Consider the following 19,665-nt stretch of genomic DNA (forward strand, 5'->3'; position numbering starts at 1 on the left):
CCTCAGGCAATAACGCCCAGTTGTTTACCAATGCGTGTGAACGCCTCAACAGCACGCGTAATCTGCTCAGGGGTATGCGCCGCAGACATCTGGGTACGGATACGCGCCTGGCCTTTTGGAACCACCGGATAGAAGAATCCGGTAACGTAAATCCCCTCTTTTTGCAGCTCGCGGGCGAACGCCTGCGCCACTACTGCATCACCCAGCATGACCGGGATGATCGCGTGATCCGCACCGGCTAACGTAAAGCCTGCGGCAGACATTTGCTCACGGAACTGACGTGCATTCGCCCACAGGCGATCGCGCAGGTCGCTGCCAGCTTCAACCATTTCCAGCACTTTAATGGAAGCCGCAACAATCGCCGGTGCCAGTGAGTTGGAGAACAAATAAGGACGGGAACGCTGACGCAGCCACTCAACAACTTCTTTGCGCGCTGCGGTGTAACCACCGGATGCGCCGCCGAGTGCTTTACCCAGCGTACCGGTGATGATGCCCACGCGACCCATCACGTCACAGTATTCATGGGAGCCACGACCATTTTCGCCGACAAAACCGACGGCATGGGAATCATCAACCATGACCAGCGCGTCGTATTTATCCGCCAGATCGCAAACGCCTTTCAGATTAGCGATCACACCATCCATAGAGAACACGCCATCAGTGGCGATCAGGATATGGCGAGCGCCTGCTTCACGCGCTTCTTTCAGGCGAGCTTCCAGTTCCACCATATCGTTGTTGGCGTAACGGAAACGTTTTGCTTTACACAGACGCACGCCATCAATGATAGAAGCGTGGTTCAGGGCATCGGAAATAATTGCGTCTTCTGCGCCCAGCAGCGTTTCAAACAGGCCGCCGTTGGCGTCGAAGCAGGAAGAGTAAAGGATGGCATCTTCCATTCCGAGGAATGCCGCCAGTTTTTGCTCCAGTTGCTTATGGCTGTCCTGGGTACCGCAAATAAAGCGAACCGAAGCCATACCAAATCCGTGAGAATCCATACCCGCTTTTGCCGCTGCAATCAGTTCCGGATGGTTAGCCAACCCCAGATAGTTGTTCGCACAAAAGTTAATAACGTGGCTTCCATCCGCCACGGTAATATCCGCCTGCTGGGCAGATGTAATAATGCGTTCTTCTTTAAACAATCCTTCCGCACGTGCGGTTTCGAGATCGTTCGTTAACTGTTTGTAAAAATCCCCACGCATTTCAATTCTCCAGACTGGGCAAATTTCAGCACATATTACCCAAAGCTATACGTTGATACGAGATGACGCATCATCACTTCTTCAAAATGAAGCATAAATCACGTGTACCCGCACGGCTTATCGGTGAATGGCTGAAGCCTAAGCCATGTAGTGATATGATAGAAGTATTCGTGTCTGAGATTGTCTCTGACTCCATAATTCAAAGGTTACATTTATGATCATCGTTACCGGCGGCGCGGGCTTTATCGGCAGCAACATCGTTAAGTCTCTGAATGATAAAGGTATCACCGACATTCTGGTGGTGGACAACCTGAAAGACGGCACCAAGTTTGTTAACCTGGTGGATCTGAATATTGCTGACTACATGGACAAGGAAGACTTCCTGATCCAGATTATGGCCGGGGAAGATTTCGGCGATATCGAAGCGATTTTCCACGAAGGCGCATGCTCTTCAACCACCGAGTGGGACGGCAAGTATATGATGGATAACAACTATCAATACTCCAAAGAGCTACTGCACTACTGCCTGGAACGTGAAATCCCGTTCCTGTACGCATCCTCTGCCGCCACCTACGGCGGTCGCACTTCTGATTTCATCGAGTCTCGTGAATATGAGAAACCGCTGAACGTCTACGGCTACTCAAAATTCCTGTTCGACGAGTACGTGCGTCAGATCCTGCCAGAAGCCAATTCTCAGATTGTTGGCTTCCGCTATTTCAACGTCTACGGACCGCGTGAAGGCCACAAAGGCAGCATGGCAAGCGTTGCTTTCCACCTCAACACCCAGCTTAACAATGGCGAAACACCAAAACTGTTCGAAGGCAGTGAAAACTTCAAACGTGATTTCGTTTACGTAGGCGACGTAGCTGCGGTAAACCTGTGGTTCCTGGAAAACGGGGTTTCCGGCATCTTTAACCTCGGTACAGGTCGTGCGGAATCTTTCCAGGCCGTTGCCGATGCTACACTGGCGTACCACAAAAAAGGCAGCATTGAGTACATTCCATTCCCGGAAAAACTGAAAGGCCGCTACCAGGCATTTACCCAGGCAGATCTGACGAACCTGCGCGCAGCGGGCTATGACAAGCCGTTTAAAACCGTCGCCGAAGGCGTCACGGAATATATGGCCTGGCTGAACCGCGACGCGTAAGTATGAAAATTTTGGTGGTTGGCCCGTCTTGGGTGGGCGACATGATGATGTCGCAAAGTCTCTATCGCACGCTCAAGGCGCGCTATCCCCAGGCGATAATCGACGTGATGGCACCTGCATGGTGCCGTCCGTTATTGTCGCGCATGCCAGAAGTCAACGAAGCTATCGCCATGCCGTTGGGGCACGGCGCGCTGGAGATCGGCGAGCGCCGTAAACTCGGCCACAGTCTGCGTGAGAAGCGCTATGACCGCGCTTATGTGCTGCCTAACTCGTTTAAATCCGCTCTGGTGCCGTTCTTTGCGGGTATTCCCCATCGTACAGGTTGGCGTGGCGAGATGCGCTACGGTCTGCTAAACGATGCGCGCGTACTGGATAAAGAAGCATGGCCACTGATGGTCGAGCGCTATGTGGCTCTGGCTTATGATAAAGGCGTGATGCTGACGGCCAAAGATTTGCCGCAGCCTCTGCTATGGCCACAGTTGCAGGTCAGCGAGGGTGAAAAATCGCTAACCTGTAGCCAGTTCTCCCTTTCAGCTGAACGCCCCATCATCGGTTTTTGCCCAGGTGCGGAATTTGGCCCAGCGAAACGCTGGCCACATTACCACTATGCAGAACTGGCAAAGCAGCTGATCGATGAAGGCCATCAGATTGTGCTGTTTGGCTCAGCAAAAGACCATGAAGCCGGCAATGAGATCCTGGCGACGCTGAGCGTTGAACAGCAGGCATGGTGCCGTAATCTGGCGGGCGAAACACAGCTGGAGCAGGCCGTCATCCTTCTCGCAGCCTGCAAAGCGGTGGTCACCAACGACTCTGGATTAATGCACGTGGCCGCGGCGCTGAACCGTCCACTGGTCGCATTGTATGGTCCAAGCAGCCCGGATTTTACGCCTCCGCTTTCCCACAAGGCGCGTGTCATTCGCCTGATTACGGGTTATCACAAAGTGCGTAAGGGCGATGCGGCAGAAGGCTATCATCAGAGCCTGATTGACATTACACCCCAGCACGTACTGGAAGAACTCAACGATCTGTTGTTACAAGAGGAAGCCTGACGGATGCGGGTTCTGATCGTTAAAACGTCGTCTATGGGCGATGTACTGCATACGTTGCCCGCATTAACCGATGCTCAGCAGGCTATTCCGGGTATTCAATTTGATTGGGTGGTGGAAGAAGGGTTCGCTCAAATCCCCTCCTGGCATTCAGCCGTTGACCGGGTTATTCCAGTAGCGATCCGTCGCTGGCGTAAAGCCTGGTTTTCAGCGCCGATTAAAGCCGAGCGTAAAGCGTTTCGTGATGCGGTGCGTTTACAGCAGTATGACGCGATAATCGATGCTCAGGGTTTGGTTAAAAGCGCGGCGTTGGTGACACGTCTGGCACGTGGCATCAAGCATGGTATGGACTGGAGCACAGCCCGCGAACCGCTGGCAAGTCTGTTTTATAATCGCAAACATCACATAGCCAAACAGCAGCACGCGGTAGAACGTACGCGTGAATTGTTCGCCAAAAGCTTGGGATATGTTAAACCGCAGTCGCAGGGTGATTACGCGATTGCGCAGCATTTTGTAAAACAGCAAACGTCCAATTCGCAGCCCTACGCTGTATTTTTACATGCGACCACGCGAGATGATAAACATTGGACAGAAGCACACTGGCGGGACCTTATTACGCTGATACCGAAGACAGGGATTCGCATTAAACTTCCCTGGGGAGCAGCGCATGAAGAGGAAAGAGCAAGAAGAATTGCGAAAGGATTTGATAATGTCGATGTATTGCCAAGGATGAGTCTTGAGGAAATTGCGCGTATCCTCGCCGGTGCTGAATTTGTAGTTTCGGTTGATACTGGCCTTAGTCATCTGACCGCCGCGCTCAATCGCCCAAACGTTACGCTGTATGGTCCCACCGACCCAGGGCTCATTGGTGGCTACGGTAAGAATCAGTTAACGTGCATTGCTCCGGAAGGAAAACTGTCGTTACTCACCGCTCAGCAAGTACTAACACACCTACCGTCCGACGTATAACCCCCCGACTCGGGACGGGGGCTCTGCACGCTTATCAGAACATGCAGAGCATCGGTAAGCTTACTACAGGAATGGTTTTACATGCGCCATGATCTCTTCGCAACTCACCTTCTCTAGCGCTGAACGATACTTAATTTCATCCAGCGTCGTATAGGCTTTGTAAACCACCTTGTGCAATTGAGGGTCCTGATAGGGGCCATAAAGATAAGGTGAGGTGATCACATACATACTCACCGTCGGTACCCGCATTGCCACGGCAAGGTGCATAGGTCCTGTATCAGATGTTACCAGCAGGTCCATATTCTTCACTTCCTGAATCAGCCCTTTAAGCGTCGTTTTACCGATAAGTGGCTTCACGCGGTCATGAAAGCGGCTATCCAGCTTTTGCAAAAATTCGTCCTGCAGAGGCACTTCATTCGGCGCACCAATCAGGACGACACGCACATCATCATGAGCAAAAAGTTGGTTTGCGAAAGTGACAAATCGCTCAACAGGCCAGCATTTCTTAAAGGATGATGCTCCCATTTGAAAACCAATCCAACGCAGCTTTGAATCTTCCTCGCTCACCGTACGTTCGACAGGAAACGGCAGGTGCATACTGTTGTCTGGCTTTTCATTCAGCAACGGCATGATAAGCTCCAGCTTTCGCTGAATAGTATGCCCAACGAATTTACTGATTCTGTTGGTTGCCCATTTACTTACGAGTGGGATGTCCTGCTTATCGTTATCCACAAAAACATACTTTGTGCCAGCAATAATGGCGCTAAGGAAATCATAAGGTGTATGTGAGTGAAGAATTACCGTCAGGTCTGGCGTTCCACGTTTCTTGATCTCTTTAACCAATGCCGGGAGGGTAGTGAGTTTATTATCCCATGAGATAAGATCGTCCCAGTCACTCCCCCCTTTGAGGAAGTCATACATCTTTTTGTGGCAAATCAGGGTGATTGTCGCAGAAGGATATGTCTGGCGGAGCGCATGAATTGCTGGAGAGTTCATCATGAAATCACCCAGCGCCGTTGAAGAATAAATCAGGATATTCTTCAGCTGATTTTTATCCTGATTTTCAAATTCTTGCTGACTAAAAGAAAAATCTTTCTTACGGGTGTATATCATTAAAAAAAGATTAACCAGTAATAGCTGAATTTTTTTTCTCAATGCTCTAATCATTAAATAAAACCTATTTAATCTATCGCCAGATAGAGATCAATATATCAACTTATCTATAGCAATAAGTAAACTTATGCTTCATCCATTGCCGTATTTTTACGCACTTGCTCCTGCAGACTTACAAACCGCGTAAATACATCATCGACGCTAATATTGCGAGCATCATAATCTTTTCCTTGCAGCATTTCGTACGGCACACCCCATGGCGTCCATAGCCATGCAGCCTTGTTGCCGAACAGCGCCACCACTGGTTTACGCACCCCAGCAGCAATATGCAAGGCACCGCCGTCGCTGGTCACAATCTGATCGCATAGTGACATACCGGCCATCAGCTCACGAACGCTATTCGTTCTTACTGGAATAATCGGCAGATCGGCACATTGCGCGCTGATAAAATCAGCCTTATCATCATCACCGGGATGTAATTTATTATCTGATTTTCCTGGAGACCAGAATAACATAATATGGCACGCCTGTATGGCTGCAAGTTTATGAGCAAGCTCAACAAACTTTTCTTTTTGCCATTGTTGTTCTTCTCTTCGGGAACTTATCTGCAACCCATAAACAGGTAAATTGTCCTGTGGAAATTCTATCTTTGCTTTTATATCAGCCAGTTCTTGTGGTGTGACATACAGCTCCAGCGGACCTGGTTTAGAAGTACAGCCTAGCGGTCCCGTTAATCTATTCAATAAATTGACCAGATGAAGCTGCTCCTGAGTTTCAGGAATAGCATCGGTGACAATGTCCGGGCAGTCATTACCAATAGCGATAATTCTTTTAGCACCCGCTAATTTTGCCCACTGTAAAGGTCGTTTATCCCAATGCTCTTTGGCAATAATCGCGACATCATATTTAGCACGACGCAGATCGATAATCGTCTTCAGGCGCTGAAACAATACCTTAAGGCTAGATGTGCCTTTAGAACGGTGGTGCAGCTTGCTGTATAAGAAAACTTTACCTACATGAGGATTATTTTCGATAATCGATTGATTGTAGGTGTTAACCAACAAATCAACTTTACAATTCATGTCTTTTGCAATAGTCGAGATCAGCGGCGTTGTCAGTATCAAGTCGCCAATGTTATCTCTACGAATAATTAAAACTTTCATTTTTTAGCCCGTGATATTTTATTACTCGTAAAGATCAGACCCAGCATTAAACCTGATAACGCAAGGTTTTGCTCAAGGTAGTGATCACGCATCATGTTATCTACACCACTACGGAACAAGAAGCTCACCGTGAAAAGAGACAAGTACAGACCCGGAATTATTAAATCACGAGAGAATGCACGCCAGCCAATAAGGATCATCAACATGACGAATGCCACCCAGTTGATAAGCCCAAGGACACCGTTCTGAAGCGCGACATCAATCAACCCGTAATGGCTGTTAGATTGCTGAATAATAGGGTCGTGATATTTTTCCTGCAGAAGCACTAAGAATGCATCTTTTCGCGGACCCGCACCAAACGGATATTCAGCGATCAGTTCGTTCCCCTGACGGAAAAACGATGCCCGGCAACTATTCGAGTCATCCATTATGCGGCCAGTGCTGTCCTGCATCAACGGGCCATCAAAACCGTTATAGCAACGACTGTGCATACCCAGATCCCAGCCAGCAACCATATCCATGCTTAGGCTTTTCCAGCGGGAGTCCTGATGCCAGGAAGTGTAGCCTATAATGCCTACTACTATCGTAACGACCAGTGCAGCCAGACAGAGCTTCAGCAAGTTCTTTCGGCTAATCGCTTTTAAGGCAATAAATACGCAGATAGAAATCGTACTGCCAATCAGACCAATAGTGCCCCAGCGGGTCTTCGCTAATGCTGAACAGATGAAGCACAGCAAAATAAAGGCAGCCATCAATTTGTTGCTGAAAATTAGATACTTACGACCCAGGAACAGTCGACAGGCAAGTTCTGCCAGTAAAATTCCCGAAACCATGTTTATCTGGAAGCTCATCTCGGTACGAGTTGGCACAATCCACGTCTCACCCCAAAGTATCGTTCCTGTCTTGATATAAAAATAGATATTCTGCAGCAGGTGAATAAATATTACCCCTAGCGAACACAGAACAACTAAAGACAATACCTTATTGGCCGTTACGTTTTTAAAATGATACTTACAGATTGGATACAAAAAGAGTCCAACAAAGAATAATAGCCCCGCACGCAGGTACTGTCCCTGCCAGCTGCGCAGCATTTTCCCCACATCAACTGCAACAAATAATCCATTGACCAGTGTAAATACGAGAAAAATAAGAATTAAAGCTATAGCATATTTCGCCAGTTGACTAAGCTCAATAGATACATATTTTCTACAAACGCAAAAGTATAAAGTTAGAGCTGCACTTAAATATATGGAGAAGTTCCTATTGGCTGGCAAGATAGAATTCTGTATAGGCCAAACAAAACATAGAACACAAAATGAAATTAACAACAAATAAACTGCAATACCTTTACACGAGGCTTGCATTTGTGTATTTGAATTCATATAAACCCTATTGAAACAAAACTCGACACATATTTATAAATAAAAAATGCAAGAAGAGACATAGTATGAATTCATTCCATGAAATACAAATCCCATTTACAACATATTTTTACAGTTAAAATCACAATGATTTTCGAATTGTTCTTTCGCGAATGGCTCTGGCTTTTCCTTCAACCTGTTCAATGAACACACCCTCATTCTTAATAATATCTTTCAGGTTACGGTTGAAATATACCTTTAAAAATCTATAATAATCTCGAGTCGTCAATCCAATATTATCGGATGAAAAATAAAGTCCAGTAAGATCCTTATTACGCCAACGTAATGGCACTTTATTTCTAATTTGTGCCCGATGCAGATCGATCACCGAAATTTTTAGACTATCTTCATTTTTATCATCAAATGGAAGATGAAGTAAGAAATGGCAAATATAACAATCACGATGGTTAACACCGCCAAGATGCATCGCGCGAACCATATCGGCTACACGTTGAATCAGCATTCTTTTTACGTGCGGGTACGGGGGTTCAACACTCCAATTCGCACAATAATCTTCCAGGCTAATAGTTGGCGTTAAATCTTCGGTAATGATAAAAGAGGTTTTCTTTACCGGATTCCAACCCGTTTCGCCAAATGCAACGCCATGCATCGTATCAACGCCTAAGGAGGCTAAACGATGTATGGCATTCCACTCACGGTCGGCACCCAGTACCGGCATACGAAGTGACAGTAGGTTTTTAATGACTTCTTTATAAGTGGTACCTCGGTGCCACTTCAAAAAATAGCTCTTATCAGCAACGCTAAAACGAAGTGTGCGACGGGTTTCTAGTTCCCGAAAGACCTCACCCTGAAGCTTTCTAACCTCGATGAATGGGTCTTTTCCCTTCCACAATGTGGCAAAGGGTTCATTTAACTCAACCATGCAATTCACCTGTAATAATATCCGCTACATGTTCTGGCAAACTATAAAGATCCTGCGTATCCGCATAATGCCGCGCATTTTTCGCCCACTTTTCACGAAGAGAACTATCCGCCAGGACCTTATGCAAATCGTCATCAAGCGCATGTTGCTCAAAAGGTTCACTCAATACAACACCGCATCCTGCCGCCGCTACGTGAGGTGCGTACCCGCAGACCTCCGTCACGAGCACTGGCAAACCCGCCGCGATAGCTTCAACCAATACAATTCCCGCAGCTTCCTGCTTCGCCGGATGTAATAACACGTCCGCAGCTGCCATCAGATGTGCAACATCATCACGCCCAGCAAAGAAATGGACGTTCTCTTTCACACCCATTCTTTCTGCCTGTGCAGCGAATGCGCGAGGTTTATCCTGACCAACAACAAAGAGCTGGGTTTGACGACGGATACCCTCAGGCAGTGCGGCGACAGCGGCAATTGAGCGGCCGACTCCTTTTCGTGAAAAATCAGAACCAACCTGCAACAATAAGAAGTGATCCGGAGTGATGCCGATAGCTTCACGGTAGCGTTCACGGCTACCGGGGGCCTGGCGACTGTATTTTCTATCGGGATAGATGCCGGGCGGAAGAAGCTGAAAGCGCTCGTCTTCCGTATGGTAATACATTTTAAAATCAAGGATTTGTTTTGTAGTCAGCATCAGCAACTTTGTCTTCATCCCTGGTTTAAACACAGCTTGCTCAAAGGCTGCGTAGTGACGGTATCGCGCCGTTAAGCGATACAAGAACCCCTTTTCTTTCGCTACCTTCGCCGCATAACACACATCCGCTGCGTAGTAATAATCCAGCCCCGGCATTTTATTAAAACCCAGGACACGGTCTGCCGGGTACTGAGTTAAATGCTGCTGAACCCACGTCTGATACTGTTTATCTCTTCCATGGTTGGAATGTGCGGTAACCGGGACATCAACGCACTCAAATTCCGCCGGGCGCTCCCCTTGCCAGGCTCGTGTATAGACTCGGACATGATGCCCGCGCGCCGCGATCGTTTTAGCGATACGCATAAAGTCACGCTGTAGCCCACCATAGGGAAAATATTTGTACAGACAGAGGGCAACAATCATTGTGCATTCACCTCAATTTCTGGTGCGTCGCCATTGAGCACTTGCCAGGCGGCGTTAATAACATCCTCCGCAGGGATAACTGACGGATATTTATAACTGCGGTCCAGCTGCTCTCTTGGCGGTACTGGCTGATAGTTTCCAGCCCATAGCAACGTGACATTTTCCGCCCATGGCCGCCATGCGATATGATCCGTCGCGCCAAACAAACAAATGATAGGGGTCTTCACCGCTGCGGAAATATGCATAGGTGCGGAGTCAACACCGATAAACAACGCCGCATGATCAATGAGAGCAGCCAATTCAGGAAACGTCGTTTTACCCGCAAGCGCGGTGACGGGAGATAATTTGCATCCTTCAGCAATATCATGGATACATTCCTGGTCTTCCTTCCCAGGTCCAGAGGTCAGCACAACCGGATAACCTTGTTCCTGTAAGGCATCAATAACCTCACAAAATTTCTCGTTATCCCAACATTTAAAGATCTGACGTGCGGTTGGCTGAATAACCACATAGCGCTCACCCACGCTGAGCTGTTTTAGCTGTTCATGAATATTTTTCCAATGGGAAGGAGCGTAGTGCATGGACAGTTCGTGATTGAGTGTTTTAAGCCCAAGTGGATTCAGAATCGACAGGTTACGCTCGACGATATGGTCGCCAGTAATCGGCACAAGATGCGTAAAGCTCTTCTGCCAGAAAGGCTTCTGACGGTGCGGGAAATCAGGAGAAAGTTTTGTATCAGCGGACAAAAAGCGGACCAATAGTGCAACCAGCCACTGATCGGTCAAGTTGATTACTAAATCATATTGGTTTTGGCGTAATTTTTTTATTAATGAAATGAAATTAGCGATTTTCTTTTTTGTCGTGGCGTTTTTCTTACTGATTCCATATAGCGCATTAATTTCCGGATTTTCAGATAAAATCGGCTTTGTGTCTTCGTAAAGGAGCACATCGATTTTGGCATCAGGATAGTTACGTTTTAATGTACTGATGACGGGGGTTGTCAGCAGCATATCGCCATGAAAACGCATTTTAATGACCAGGATATTTCTGAATAACTTTTCCACAAGCGGCTCTTTTGTTGAGTGTGTCCGATACCGTTAAGCAAAAAAAAGCACGCTACCGCCCCAAGCTCAACAGTTGCCTGATTACTGATATCGCACTAAAATTTTGCGCGCTAGTGTACCACTTCTTTAGTGGCAATCCGATACGAATAAAAGTTAAGCACATTTTTCTTTTCGTCTTTCCAATCAATTCATTAGCGCAGATTAATGTCAACTTTAAAACCAATTTTGTTATCCTCTCTAGCCCCTGACTTTAATTTCAAAGAGTTACGCCAGAATGTAACTTAATGGTCTATCACACGTCAGATTGACCACTTTAGCGTCTAATTGGTCCCTGAATGGCAAAAGTAATAGCAAAGCACCGGGTAAATACATAGAATCCACAGCACATCCATTAGCCAGCTAACGCCCATGCTTGAGTTGCTTTACACCACATTGCTCTACCTTATTCAGCCTTTGATCTGGATACGGCTTTGGGTGCGCGGACGTAAGGCTCCGGCCTACCGTAAACGCTGGGGCGAACGCTACGGCTTTTATCGCCGCCCGCTAAAACCCGGCGGCATCATGCTTCATTCGGTTTCTGTGGGCGAAACGCTGGCTGCAATCCCATTAGTCCGCGCTCTGCGCCACCGTTATCCCGACTTGCCGATCACGGTCACCACCATGACGCCAACCGGTTCCGAGCGGGTACAATCTGCTTTTGGCACTGACGTTCAGCATATTTATCTGCCTTACGATTTACCGGATGCCCTGAACCGTTTTCTGAATAAAGTTGACCCCAAACTGGTGTTAATTATGGAAACCGAGCTGTGGCCAAATCTGATCGCGGCACTCCATAAGCGCCACATTCCTCTGGTCATTGCCAACGCACGGCTTTCTGCTCGTTCAGCCGCTGGTTATGCGAAATTAGGTAAATTTGTTGGCAGACTACTGCGTCGAATTACGTTGATTGCCGCACAAAACGAAGAAGATGGCGCACGTTTTATTACGCTTGGCGCCAGAAGCAATCAAGTCACCGTTACTGGCAGCCTGAAGTTTGATATATCCGTCACACCGCAACTGGCCGCAAAAGCGGTGACATTACGTCGTCAATGGGCGCCTCACCGCCCGGTATGGATTGCAACCAGCACCCACGACGGTGAAGAAAGCATCATCATTGCCGCTCATCAGGCGTTATTAAATCAGTTCCCGAATCTTTTATTGATTCTGGTTCCCAGACATCCAGAACGGTTCCCGGATGCCATTAACCTTGTACGCCAGGCTGGACTAAGCTATACCACTCGTTCTTCGGGTGAAGTTCCATCATCAGGCACTCAGGTTGTGATCGGCGATACCATGGGTGAGCTGATGTTGCTGTATGGCATTGCCGACCTTGCTTTTGTCGGCGGTTCACTGGTTGAACGTGGTGGACACAACCCGCTGGAAGCGGCAGCGCATGCTATTCCGGTGTTGATGGGACCACATACGTTTAATTTTAAAGATATTTGCGCCCGTCTCGAACAGGCAAGCGGATTGATCACCGTCACCGACGCAACTACGCTGGTGAAAGAGGTCTCTTCCTTACTGACCGATGCAGATTATCGTAATTTTTATGGCCGTCACGCAGTTGAAGTTCTGTATCAAAATCAGGGCGCGCTACAGCGTCTGCTGCAACTGCTGGAACCTTACCTGCCACCCAAAACGCATTGAGGCAAGTCATGCAAAAACGGGCGATTTATCCAGGAACCTTTGATCCTATTACTAACGGCCACCTTGATATCGTGACGCGTGCTACAAGCATGTTTGATCACGTAATTCTGGCGATTGCCGCAAGCCCCAGTAAAAAGCCGATGTTTACTCTGGAAGAGCGCGTTGAGCTGGCACAACAGGCAACGGCGCATCTTGGCAATGTGGAAGTGCTGGGATTCAGCGATCTGATGGCAAACTTTGCCCGTGATAATCAGGCGAACATTCTGATCCGTGGCCTGCGCGCGGTAGCCGATTTTGAATATGAAATGCAGCTGGCCCATATGAACCGCCACCTTATGCCGCAACTGGAAAGCGTTTTTCTGATGCCATCTAAAGAGTGGTCTTTTATCTCATCGTCACTGGTGAAAGAAGTTGCCCGCCACCAGGGTGACGTGACACACTTTTTGCCGGAAAACGTCCATCAGGCGTTAATGAGTAAACTGAAGTAATGCACCTGGCCGGATGCAGCATCCGGCCAGCAATGACACTATTTCTGACAGCGACGGCAATAGAACGTTGTACGCTGGGCGTGTTTTGTCGCAACAATCGGTGCGCCGCATGCACGACACGGTTCACCTTCTCTCCCATAGACCTGCAGCTCCTGGGCAAAATAGCCAGGCTTACCGTCACTTTGCAGAAAGTCTTTCAGCGTCGTCCCGCCCTGCTCGATAGAACGCAGCAACACCGCCTTGATAACGCGTACCAGCAATTCACACTCATCTTTCGACAGCGATGACGCAAGACGGTCAGGATGAATCCCAGCCGCAAATAGCGACTCGCTGGCGTAGATATTACCCACACCCACCACCAGCTTGTTATCCATCAACCAGGGTTTGATCGCCGTTTTCTTCTTTGCACATTTCTGCTGTAGATAATTGGCGTTGAAATCGTCGCTCAGCGGCTCAGGGCCAAGATGGGCGAGGACATTATGTCCATCCAGTTCTTTAGTCCACAGCCAGGCGCCAAAGCGACGGGGATCGGTATAACGCAGAACTTTGCCGTTGCTCATCACTAAGTCAACGTGGTCGTGCTTGTCTGACGGAAGCTCTTCAGGAAGGATACGCAAGCTACCCGACATCCCCAGATGAATGATTATCCAGCCATCCGCCAGTTCTAGCAGCAGGTATTTCGCGCGCCGCTGTACGCTGAGGATAGGTTGATCACTCAGACGATAGATTTCCTCAGATACTGGCCAACGCAAACGACCGTTACGCACCGTCGCGTGCATAATCGTTGCTCCCACCAGATGCGGCTCAATACCACGGCGGCTGGTTTCGACTTCAGGTAATTCAGGCATAGTATCTCCGGCGGTATGTCAGGTCTCATTAATATGGGGACGGCCAGAAAACAAAAAACCCCGCCGAGGCAGGGTTTTTCTTTACATCAAAACGAAAATTATTTGATTTTCGCTTCTTTGTATAAAACGTGCTGACGAACAACTGGATCGAACTTTTTCAGTTCCAGTTTTTCCGGCTTAGTACGTTTGTTCTTCGTAGTGGTATAGAAGTGACCAGTACCAGCAGAAGAAACCAGCTTGATTTTCTCACGAATACCTTTAGCCATGATTTATTTCCTCTTAGTACTTAGTACTTTTCGCCACGGGCACGCAGTTCAGACAGAACTGTTTCGATGCCTTTCTTATCAATAACACGCATACCTTTAGCAGATACACGCAGGGTGACAAAACGCTTCTCGCTCTCAACCCAAAAACGGTGAGAGTGCAGGTTAGGCAGGAAACGGCGTTTAGTCGCGTTCAGTGCGTGGGAACGGTTGTTACCGGTCACCGGACGCTTGCCAGTAACTTGGCAGACTCGGGACATGTCTATTCTCCAAAAATCAAATTAGCTCGAGCTTCGTATGGGGTATTGGCGCCTCGTCAGGCTTCTCAGCCCGGTTATCGCAGTTCAATACACTTAATCTTTCAATGTAGCCTCGTCATTGGACGCAACAAGAATGATTTTGCGTATTTGCGAACTCTCGATTGCCAGGCCCAAATGCCAAACCCGAGATTCTCAAAGGTGGCGTAGTATACGCTGAGTCAGCGATGTGCTCAAGTCCCGAACAGACAAAGATCCCGATGGATCGCGTAAAGTGCGTTAAATCCAACCGCGTTCCGCAAAAGAAACGTACTCTCCGCGCCCAATGACCAGATGATCAAGCACCCGGATATCCATGAACTGACAGCATTTCACAACACGCTCGGTGATGAGTTTATCTGCTTTACTCGGCTCTGCACACCCCGAAGGGTGATTATGCGCAAGGATCACCGCAGAAGCATTCATTTTTATCGCTTCCCGGACAATTTCTCTCGGATGTACCTCGACATGGCTAAGCGTACCGGAAAAAAGTTTGCTGTGTTTAATCACGCGATGTTGAGAATCCATAAAGATCACCAGAAAGATCTCGCGTTCCTCTTGCGAAAGCTGGCTTTGCAGAAATTCTCGCGCCATTTCCGGACTAAGTAGAGCACGCTCCTCTATCACTCGCACTTTGTAGTAGCGTCTTGCCAGCTCCGCAATCCCCTTCAACTGTGCGTACTTCGCGATACCGATTCCCTGAACATAGCTAAAATCCATGTAATCAGCAGACAACAGGCCATACAGCGACTCAAAATGCTGAAGCATCTCTTTCGCCAGCGTAAGCACATCTTTACCCTGCATGCCGGTACGTAAAAAAAGAGCCAAAAGCTCAACATCGGTCAGAGAACTGGCCCCCTGCGCCAACAGCTTTTCCCGGGGCATCATACTTCCTGTATTTTCCATGCTTCTCCCTCCTCTCGCGTCCGCATAGTGGCATAACACCGACGGTGAATCGACGTGCTGTTTTCACTTCTTCGTAGCGCCTCGCAAAGTGGAGTACGGTCAAAAGCACGACAAATTGCGGATTGTGATAAAATATCCGCCTTCTGGTGAAACCCAACAGGAAAGATCATGATGAGCCTGGCCGGTAAAAAAATCGTACTTGGCGTCAGTGGCGGTATTGCTGCGTACAAGACCCCTGAGCTGGTGCGTCGTTTACGGGAACGCGGCGCTGATGTCCGCGTGGCGATGACCGAAGCGGCAAAAGCATTTATTACTCCCCTGAGTTTACAGGCGGTTTCAGGTTATCCCGTTTCCGACAGCCTGCTTGACCCCGCAGCCGAAGCCGCGATGGGCCACATTGAGCTGGGGAAATGGGCCGATTTGGTCATCCTGGCACCCGCTACAGCAGACCTGATTGCTCGTGTCGCCGCAGGTATGGCCAACGACCTGGTGTCAACGATTTGTCTGGCAACGCCTGCTCCTGTTGCTGTACTGCCAGCCATGAACCAGCAGATGTACCGCGCTGCCGCGACCCAGCACAATCTGGGTATTCTTGCCTCACGCGGTTTACTCATTTGGGGTCCTGACAGCGGTAGTCAGGCATGTGGTGATATCGGCCCTGGGCGCATGCTGGATCCGTTAACGATTGTGGATATGGCGGCAGAACATTTTTCACCTGTCAACGATCTGCAACATCTCAACATCATGATTACGGCGGGTCCGACGCGTGAACCGCTTGATCCCGTGCGTTATATTTCCAACCACAGTTCCGGGAAGATGGGGTTTGCGATCGCGGCCGCTGCCGCAAAGCGCGGGGCAAACGTCACACTGGTATCGGGTCCGGTTTCGTTATCCACACCACCATTTGTTCAGCGGGTTGATGTGATGACCGCGCTGGAAATGGAAGCCGCTGTGCAATCTGCGGTGCAACAACAGCATATTTTTATCGGTTGCGCTGCAGTCGCTGATTATCGCGCTGAAACTGTCGCCCACGAAAAAATAAAAAAACAAGCGACGCAGGGTGATGAATTAACAGTAAAAATGGTCAAAAACCCGGACATTATCGCCGGTGTTGCCGCACTGGATGTTAACCGTCCTTTTGTCGTTGGGTTTGCCGCCGAAACAAATAATGTGGAAGAATATGCCCGGCAAAAACGCATCCGCAAAAACCTTGATGTGATCTGTGCGAACGACGTTTCGCTGTCAACTCAAGGATTTAACAGCGATAGCAACGCATTACACCTTTTTTGGCAGGATGGAGACAAAGTCTTACCGCTTGAGCGTAAAGAACTCCTGGGCCAATTATTACTCGACGAGATCGTGACCCGTTATGATGAAAAAAATCGACGTTAAGATTCTGGACCCGCGCGTAGGGCAACAATTTCCGCTCCCGACGTACGCCACTTCTGGTTCTGCCGGACTTGACCTGCGTGCTTGTCTTGATGACGCCGTAGAGCTGGCGCCGGGCGCAACAACGCTGGTGCCAACCGGGTTAGCTATCCACATTGCCGATCCTTCTCTGGCAGCGGTAATGCTCCCGCGCTCCGGGCTGGGCCATAAGCACGGTATCGTGCTGGGCAATCTGGTTGGTTTGATTGATTCCGACTACCAGGGCCAACTGATGGTGTCCGTCTGGAACCGTGGTCAGGACAGCTTCACTATTGAGCCGGGCGAACGTATCGCGCAAATGGTATTTGTACCGGTCGTGCAGGCTGAATTTAATCTGGTGGAAGAGTTTGAAGCCACCGATCGTGGCGAAGGTGGCTTCGGCCATTCCGGGCGCAAGTAACCCGCAGAAAAGTATCCCATAGCGTAATAACGCAATAACACACCGCAAACATCAGTTTGCGGTCGCTGTGTGGATGCCTGCCTGGCAAGAGCTTATTTTCAGGGGTATTTTGTAACATGGTAGAAAAGCAAACTGCGAAAAGGAATCGTCGCGAAGAAATACTTCAGTCTCTGGCACTGATGCTTGAGTCCAGCGATGGTAGCCAACGCATCACCACAGCAAAGCTGGCAGCCTCAGTTGGCGTATCCGAAGCGGCATTGTATCGCCATTTCCCCAGCAAGACCCGTATGTTCGATAGCCTGATTGAGTTTATCGAAGATAGTTTGATTACGCGTATCAATCTGATTTTGAAAGATGAAAAGGACACCAACGCGCGTCTGCGCCTGATCGTTCTGCTGATTTTAGGGTTTGGTGAGCGTAATCCTGGCCTGACACGAATTCTGACCGGACACGCGTTGATGTTCGAGCAAGACCGTCTGCAAGGTCGCATTAACCAACTTTTTGAGCGCATTGAAGCGCAGTTACGCCAGGTTCTGCGAGAAAAAAGAATGCGTGAAGGTGAAGGCTACACCGTGGATGAAACGTTACTGGCCAGCCAGTTACTGGCTTTCTGCGAAGGTATGCTTTCCCGGTTTGTACGTAGTGAATTTAAATACCGCCCAACGGATGATTTTGACACCCGCTGGCCGTTGGTTGCCGCTCAATTGCAGTAGCGATTTCGTCTTGTCCGGCCTACGGGGTTACGTAGGCCGGATAAGCGCAGCGCCATCCGGCAGTTATTAAACGCCGTACGCTTCACGATAGGCCCGTACTGCCACCAGATGTTCCGCCATCTCTGGTTTCTCTTCCAGATACGCAATCAGATCTTTCAGGGTAATGATAGAAATCACCTTGCAGCCATAATCACGTTCCACTTCCTGAATCGCGGAAATCTCGCCGCGACCGCGTTCCTGACGATCGAGAGAAATCAGTACCCCCGCCAGAGTGGCGCCATTCGCCTGGATAATTTCCATCGACTCACGAATCGCCGTACCTGCGGTGATAACATCATCCACCAGCATCACGCGCCCCTCTAGTGCGCTACCGACCAGATTACCGCCTTCACCATGGGTTTTCGCCTCTTTACGGTTAAAGCAGTATGGCAAATCTTTATCGTGGTGTTCCGCCAGCGCAACGGCCGTTGTGGTAGCAATCGGAATACCTTTGTACGCAGGGCCAAACAGCAAATCGAACTCAATATCGGAATCCACCAGCGCTTCGGCATAAAAACGGCCTAACAGTGCCAGGTCGCGCCCGGTATTAAACAGCCCGGCGTTGAAGAAATAGGGGCTTTTGCGCCCGGATTTCAGCGTAAATTCGCCAAACTTTAGTACCTGCTTGCTAAGCGCAAACTCAATAAACTGGCGCTGATACGGTTTCATGGATTCGCTCCTCATCTCACTTTATTACAGACAAAAAAAAGGCGACTCATCAGTCGCCTTTAAAATCAATTTTCTAACGCCGCCTTCTGCGTCGCTACAATGGATTCGATTCCCCCTCGGGCCAATGCCAGTAGGGTGAGAAGTTCTTCATGGCTGAACGGTTCGCCTTCCGCCGTGCCCTGAACCTCTATAATGCGACCGTCCTCAGTCATCACTACGTTCATGTCGGTTTCAGCAGCAGAGTCTTCAACGTACTCAAGGTCACAGAGTGCTTCACCATTCACAATGCCCACGGAAACCGCGGCGACCATCCCTTTCATCGGGTTAGTTTTCAGCTTACCGCTCGCCACCAGCTTGTTCAGCGCATCAGCCAACGCAACGCATGCGCCGGTAATTGATGCGGTGCGCGTACCGCCATCGGCCTGAATAACATCGCAGTCCAGCGTAATTGTGAATTCACCGAGCGTTTTCAGGTCAACGGCTGCGCGCAGCGCGCGGGCGATCAGACGCTGGATTTCCATGGTACGACCGCCCTGCTTACCTTTCGCCGCTTCACGGGCATTACGGGTGTGGGTGGCGCGTGGCAGCATGCCATATTCTGCGGTGATCCAGCCCTGGCCCTGACCTTTCAGAAAACGCGGTACGCCTTCATCAATAGAGGCGGTACACAGCACTTTGGTATCACCAAATTCGACCAGCACGGAGCCTTCAGCATGTTTTGTATAATTACGGGTCAGGGTGACGGGACGCACCTGATTGGCACTACGACCTGCTGGACGCATGATAAAATCTCCGGCTTGAAACGAA

The 19,665-nt window shown here is 49.1% G+C and carries 21 protein-coding genes; 8 read left to right on the plus strand and 13 right to left on the minus strand.

Features of this window, described 5'->3' with window-relative positions; all coding sequences use genetic code 11:
- Positions 1–2 precede the first annotated feature (2 nt).
- Complete coding sequence (gene kbl / locus OGX92_RS00130) at positions 3–1,199, minus strand: glycine C-acetyltransferase (protein ID WP_286586096.1); 1,197 nt, start codon at positions 1,197–1,199, stop codon at positions 3–5.
- Positions 1,200–1,413: 214 nt separating this feature from the next.
- Here kbl and rfaD point away from each other — a divergent pair, with 214 nt between their 5' ends.
- The 3 genes from rfaD to rfaC are packed head-to-tail and all read left to right on the plus strand — an operon-like array spanning position 1,414 to position 4,361.
- On the plus strand, positions 1,414–2,346 hold the full coding sequence (gene rfaD / locus OGX92_RS00135) for an ADP-glyceromanno-heptose 6-epimerase (protein WP_003827312.1): 933 nt from the start codon (positions 1,414–1,416) through the stop codon (positions 2,344–2,346).
- Positions 2,347–2,348: 2 nt separating this feature from the next.
- Positions 2,349–3,395 carry an ADP-heptose--LPS heptosyltransferase RfaF gene (gene rfaF, locus OGX92_RS00140; protein WP_003827310.1) on the plus strand — a complete coding sequence of 349 codons (1,047 nt, stop codon included), beginning with the start codon at positions 2,349–2,351 and terminating at the stop codon, positions 3,393–3,395.
- Between the two features lie 3 nt (positions 3,396–3,398).
- The gene (rfaC, locus tag OGX92_RS00145; protein ID WP_063941156.1) at positions 3,399–4,361 is read left to right on the plus strand and encodes a lipopolysaccharide heptosyltransferase RfaC; all 963 of its coding nucleotides are present in this window, start codon (positions 3,399–3,401) and stop codon (positions 4,359–4,361) included.
- Positions 4,362–4,424: 63 nt separating this feature from the next.
- Here rfaC and OGX92_RS00150 read toward each other — a convergent pair whose 3' ends face one another.
- From OGX92_RS00150 to rfaQ, 6 genes are all read right to left on the minus strand, one after another.
- A complete protein-coding gene (locus OGX92_RS00150; RefSeq protein WP_003827305.1) occupies positions 4,425–5,528 on the minus strand; it encodes a glycosyltransferase family 9 protein in 1,104 nt (367 codons plus the stop codon).
- A gap of 71 nt (positions 5,529–5,599) precedes the next feature.
- A complete protein-coding gene (locus tag OGX92_RS00155; RefSeq protein WP_003827303.1) occupies positions 5,600–6,637 on the minus strand; it encodes a glycosyltransferase family 9 protein in 1,038 nt (345 codons plus the stop codon).
- Positions 6,634–8,019: an O-antigen ligase family protein gene (locus tag OGX92_RS00160; protein ID WP_267441245.1), complete on the minus strand. Its 1,386-nt coding sequence runs from the start codon at positions 8,017–8,019 to the stop codon at positions 6,634–6,636. The genes OGX92_RS00155 and OGX92_RS00160 overlap by 4 nt, the downstream gene beginning before the upstream one ends.
- Positions 8,020–8,140: 121 nt before the next feature.
- Complete coding sequence (gene rfaP / locus OGX92_RS00165; protein ID WP_286586097.1) at positions 8,141–8,941, minus strand: lipopolysaccharide core heptose(I) kinase RfaP; 801 nt, start codon at positions 8,939–8,941, stop codon at positions 8,141–8,143.
- On the minus strand, positions 8,934–10,058 hold the full coding sequence (locus OGX92_RS00170; protein ID WP_286586098.1) for a glycosyltransferase family 4 protein: 1,125 nt from the start codon (positions 10,056–10,058) through the stop codon (positions 8,934–8,936). The genes rfaP and OGX92_RS00170 overlap by 8 nt, the downstream gene beginning before the upstream one ends.
- Entirely contained in the window at positions 10,055–11,122 is a 1,068-nt protein-coding gene (rfaQ, locus tag OGX92_RS00175; protein WP_003827293.1) for a lipopolysaccharide core heptosyltransferase RfaQ, read from the minus strand. The genes OGX92_RS00170 and rfaQ overlap by 4 nt, the downstream gene beginning before the upstream one ends.
- Positions 11,123–11,530: 408 nt before the next feature.
- Here rfaQ and waaA point away from each other — a divergent pair, with 408 nt between their 5' ends.
- Together waaA and coaD are read left to right on the plus strand one after the other, a co-directional pair.
- The gene (gene waaA, locus OGX92_RS00180; protein WP_003827291.1) at positions 11,531–12,808 is read left to right on the plus strand and encodes a lipid IV(A) 3-deoxy-D-manno-octulosonic acid transferase; all 1,278 of its coding nucleotides are present in this window, start codon (positions 11,531–11,533) and stop codon (positions 12,806–12,808) included.
- An 8-nt stretch (positions 12,809–12,816) separates the two neighbouring features.
- On the plus strand, positions 12,817–13,296 hold the full coding sequence (coaD, locus tag OGX92_RS00185; protein ID WP_003024099.1) for a pantetheine-phosphate adenylyltransferase: 480 nt from the start codon (positions 12,817–12,819) through the stop codon (positions 13,294–13,296).
- A 38-nt stretch (positions 13,297–13,334) separates the two neighbouring features.
- Here the strand turns inward: coaD and mutM are convergent, their stop codons facing one another.
- The 4 genes from mutM to radC all read right to left on the minus strand — a co-directional run bounded on the left by mutM (position 13,335) and on the right by radC (position 15,609).
- Positions 13,335–14,144: a bifunctional DNA-formamidopyrimidine glycosylase/DNA-(apurinic or apyrimidinic site) lyase gene (gene mutM, locus OGX92_RS00190; RefSeq protein ID WP_197385428.1), complete on the minus strand. Its 810-nt coding sequence runs from the start codon at positions 14,142–14,144 to the stop codon at positions 13,335–13,337.
- 98 nt (positions 14,145–14,242) lie between these two features.
- Positions 14,243–14,410 (minus strand): 50S ribosomal protein L33, encoded by a 168-nt coding sequence (rpmG, locus tag OGX92_RS00195; protein ID WP_003024094.1) that lies wholly within the window; start codon positions 14,408–14,410, stop codon positions 14,243–14,245.
- A gap of 20 nt (positions 14,411–14,430) precedes the next feature.
- Positions 14,431–14,667, minus strand: a complete 237-nt coding sequence (gene rpmB, locus OGX92_RS00200) for a 50S ribosomal protein L28 (RefSeq protein WP_003024071.1) — start codon at positions 14,665–14,667, stop codon at positions 14,431–14,433.
- Positions 14,668–14,943: 276 nt separating this feature from the next.
- Complete coding sequence (gene radC / locus OGX92_RS00205; protein ID WP_063941160.1) at positions 14,944–15,609, minus strand: RadC family protein; 666 nt, start codon at positions 15,607–15,609, stop codon at positions 14,944–14,946.
- Positions 15,610–15,780: 171 nt separating this feature from the next.
- On the opposite strand from radC, the gene coaBC reads away from it, so the two are divergent.
- The 3 genes from coaBC to slmA all read left to right on the plus strand — a co-directional run bounded on the left by coaBC (position 15,781) and on the right by slmA (position 18,150).
- Positions 15,781–17,001, plus strand: a complete 1,221-nt coding sequence (gene coaBC, locus OGX92_RS00210; RefSeq protein WP_122973903.1) for a bifunctional phosphopantothenoylcysteine decarboxylase/phosphopantothenate--cysteine ligase CoaBC — start codon at positions 15,781–15,783, stop codon at positions 16,999–17,001.
- The gene (dut, locus tag OGX92_RS00215) at positions 16,979–17,437 is read left to right on the plus strand and encodes a dUTP diphosphatase (protein ID WP_003827259.1); all 459 of its coding nucleotides are present in this window, start codon (positions 16,979–16,981) and stop codon (positions 17,435–17,437) included. Before coaBC ends, dut begins: the two co-directional genes overlap by 23 nt.
- A 116-nt stretch (positions 17,438–17,553) precedes the next feature.
- Positions 17,554–18,150 carry a nucleoid occlusion factor SlmA gene (gene slmA / locus OGX92_RS00220; RefSeq protein WP_003827257.1) on the plus strand — a complete coding sequence of 199 codons (597 nt, stop codon included), beginning with the start codon at positions 17,554–17,556 and terminating at the stop codon, positions 18,148–18,150.
- 66 nt (positions 18,151–18,216) lie between these two features.
- On the opposite strand, the gene pyrE is transcribed toward slmA, so the two are convergent.
- Both pyrE and rph read right to left on the minus strand, forming a co-directional pair.
- A complete protein-coding gene (pyrE, locus tag OGX92_RS00225; RefSeq protein WP_164562363.1) occupies positions 18,217–18,858 on the minus strand; it encodes an orotate phosphoribosyltransferase in 642 nt (213 codons plus the stop codon).
- 65 nt (positions 18,859–18,923) lie between these two features.
- A complete protein-coding gene (rph, locus tag OGX92_RS00230) occupies positions 18,924–19,640 on the minus strand; it encodes a ribonuclease PH (RefSeq protein WP_003024054.1) in 717 nt (238 codons plus the stop codon).
- Positions 19,641–19,665: the final 25 nt, after the last annotated feature.

The organism is Citrobacter sp. Cpo089 (assembly GCF_030332695.1).
Lineage (GTDB): Bacteria > Pseudomonadota > Gammaproteobacteria > Enterobacterales > Enterobacteriaceae > Citrobacter > Citrobacter portucalensis.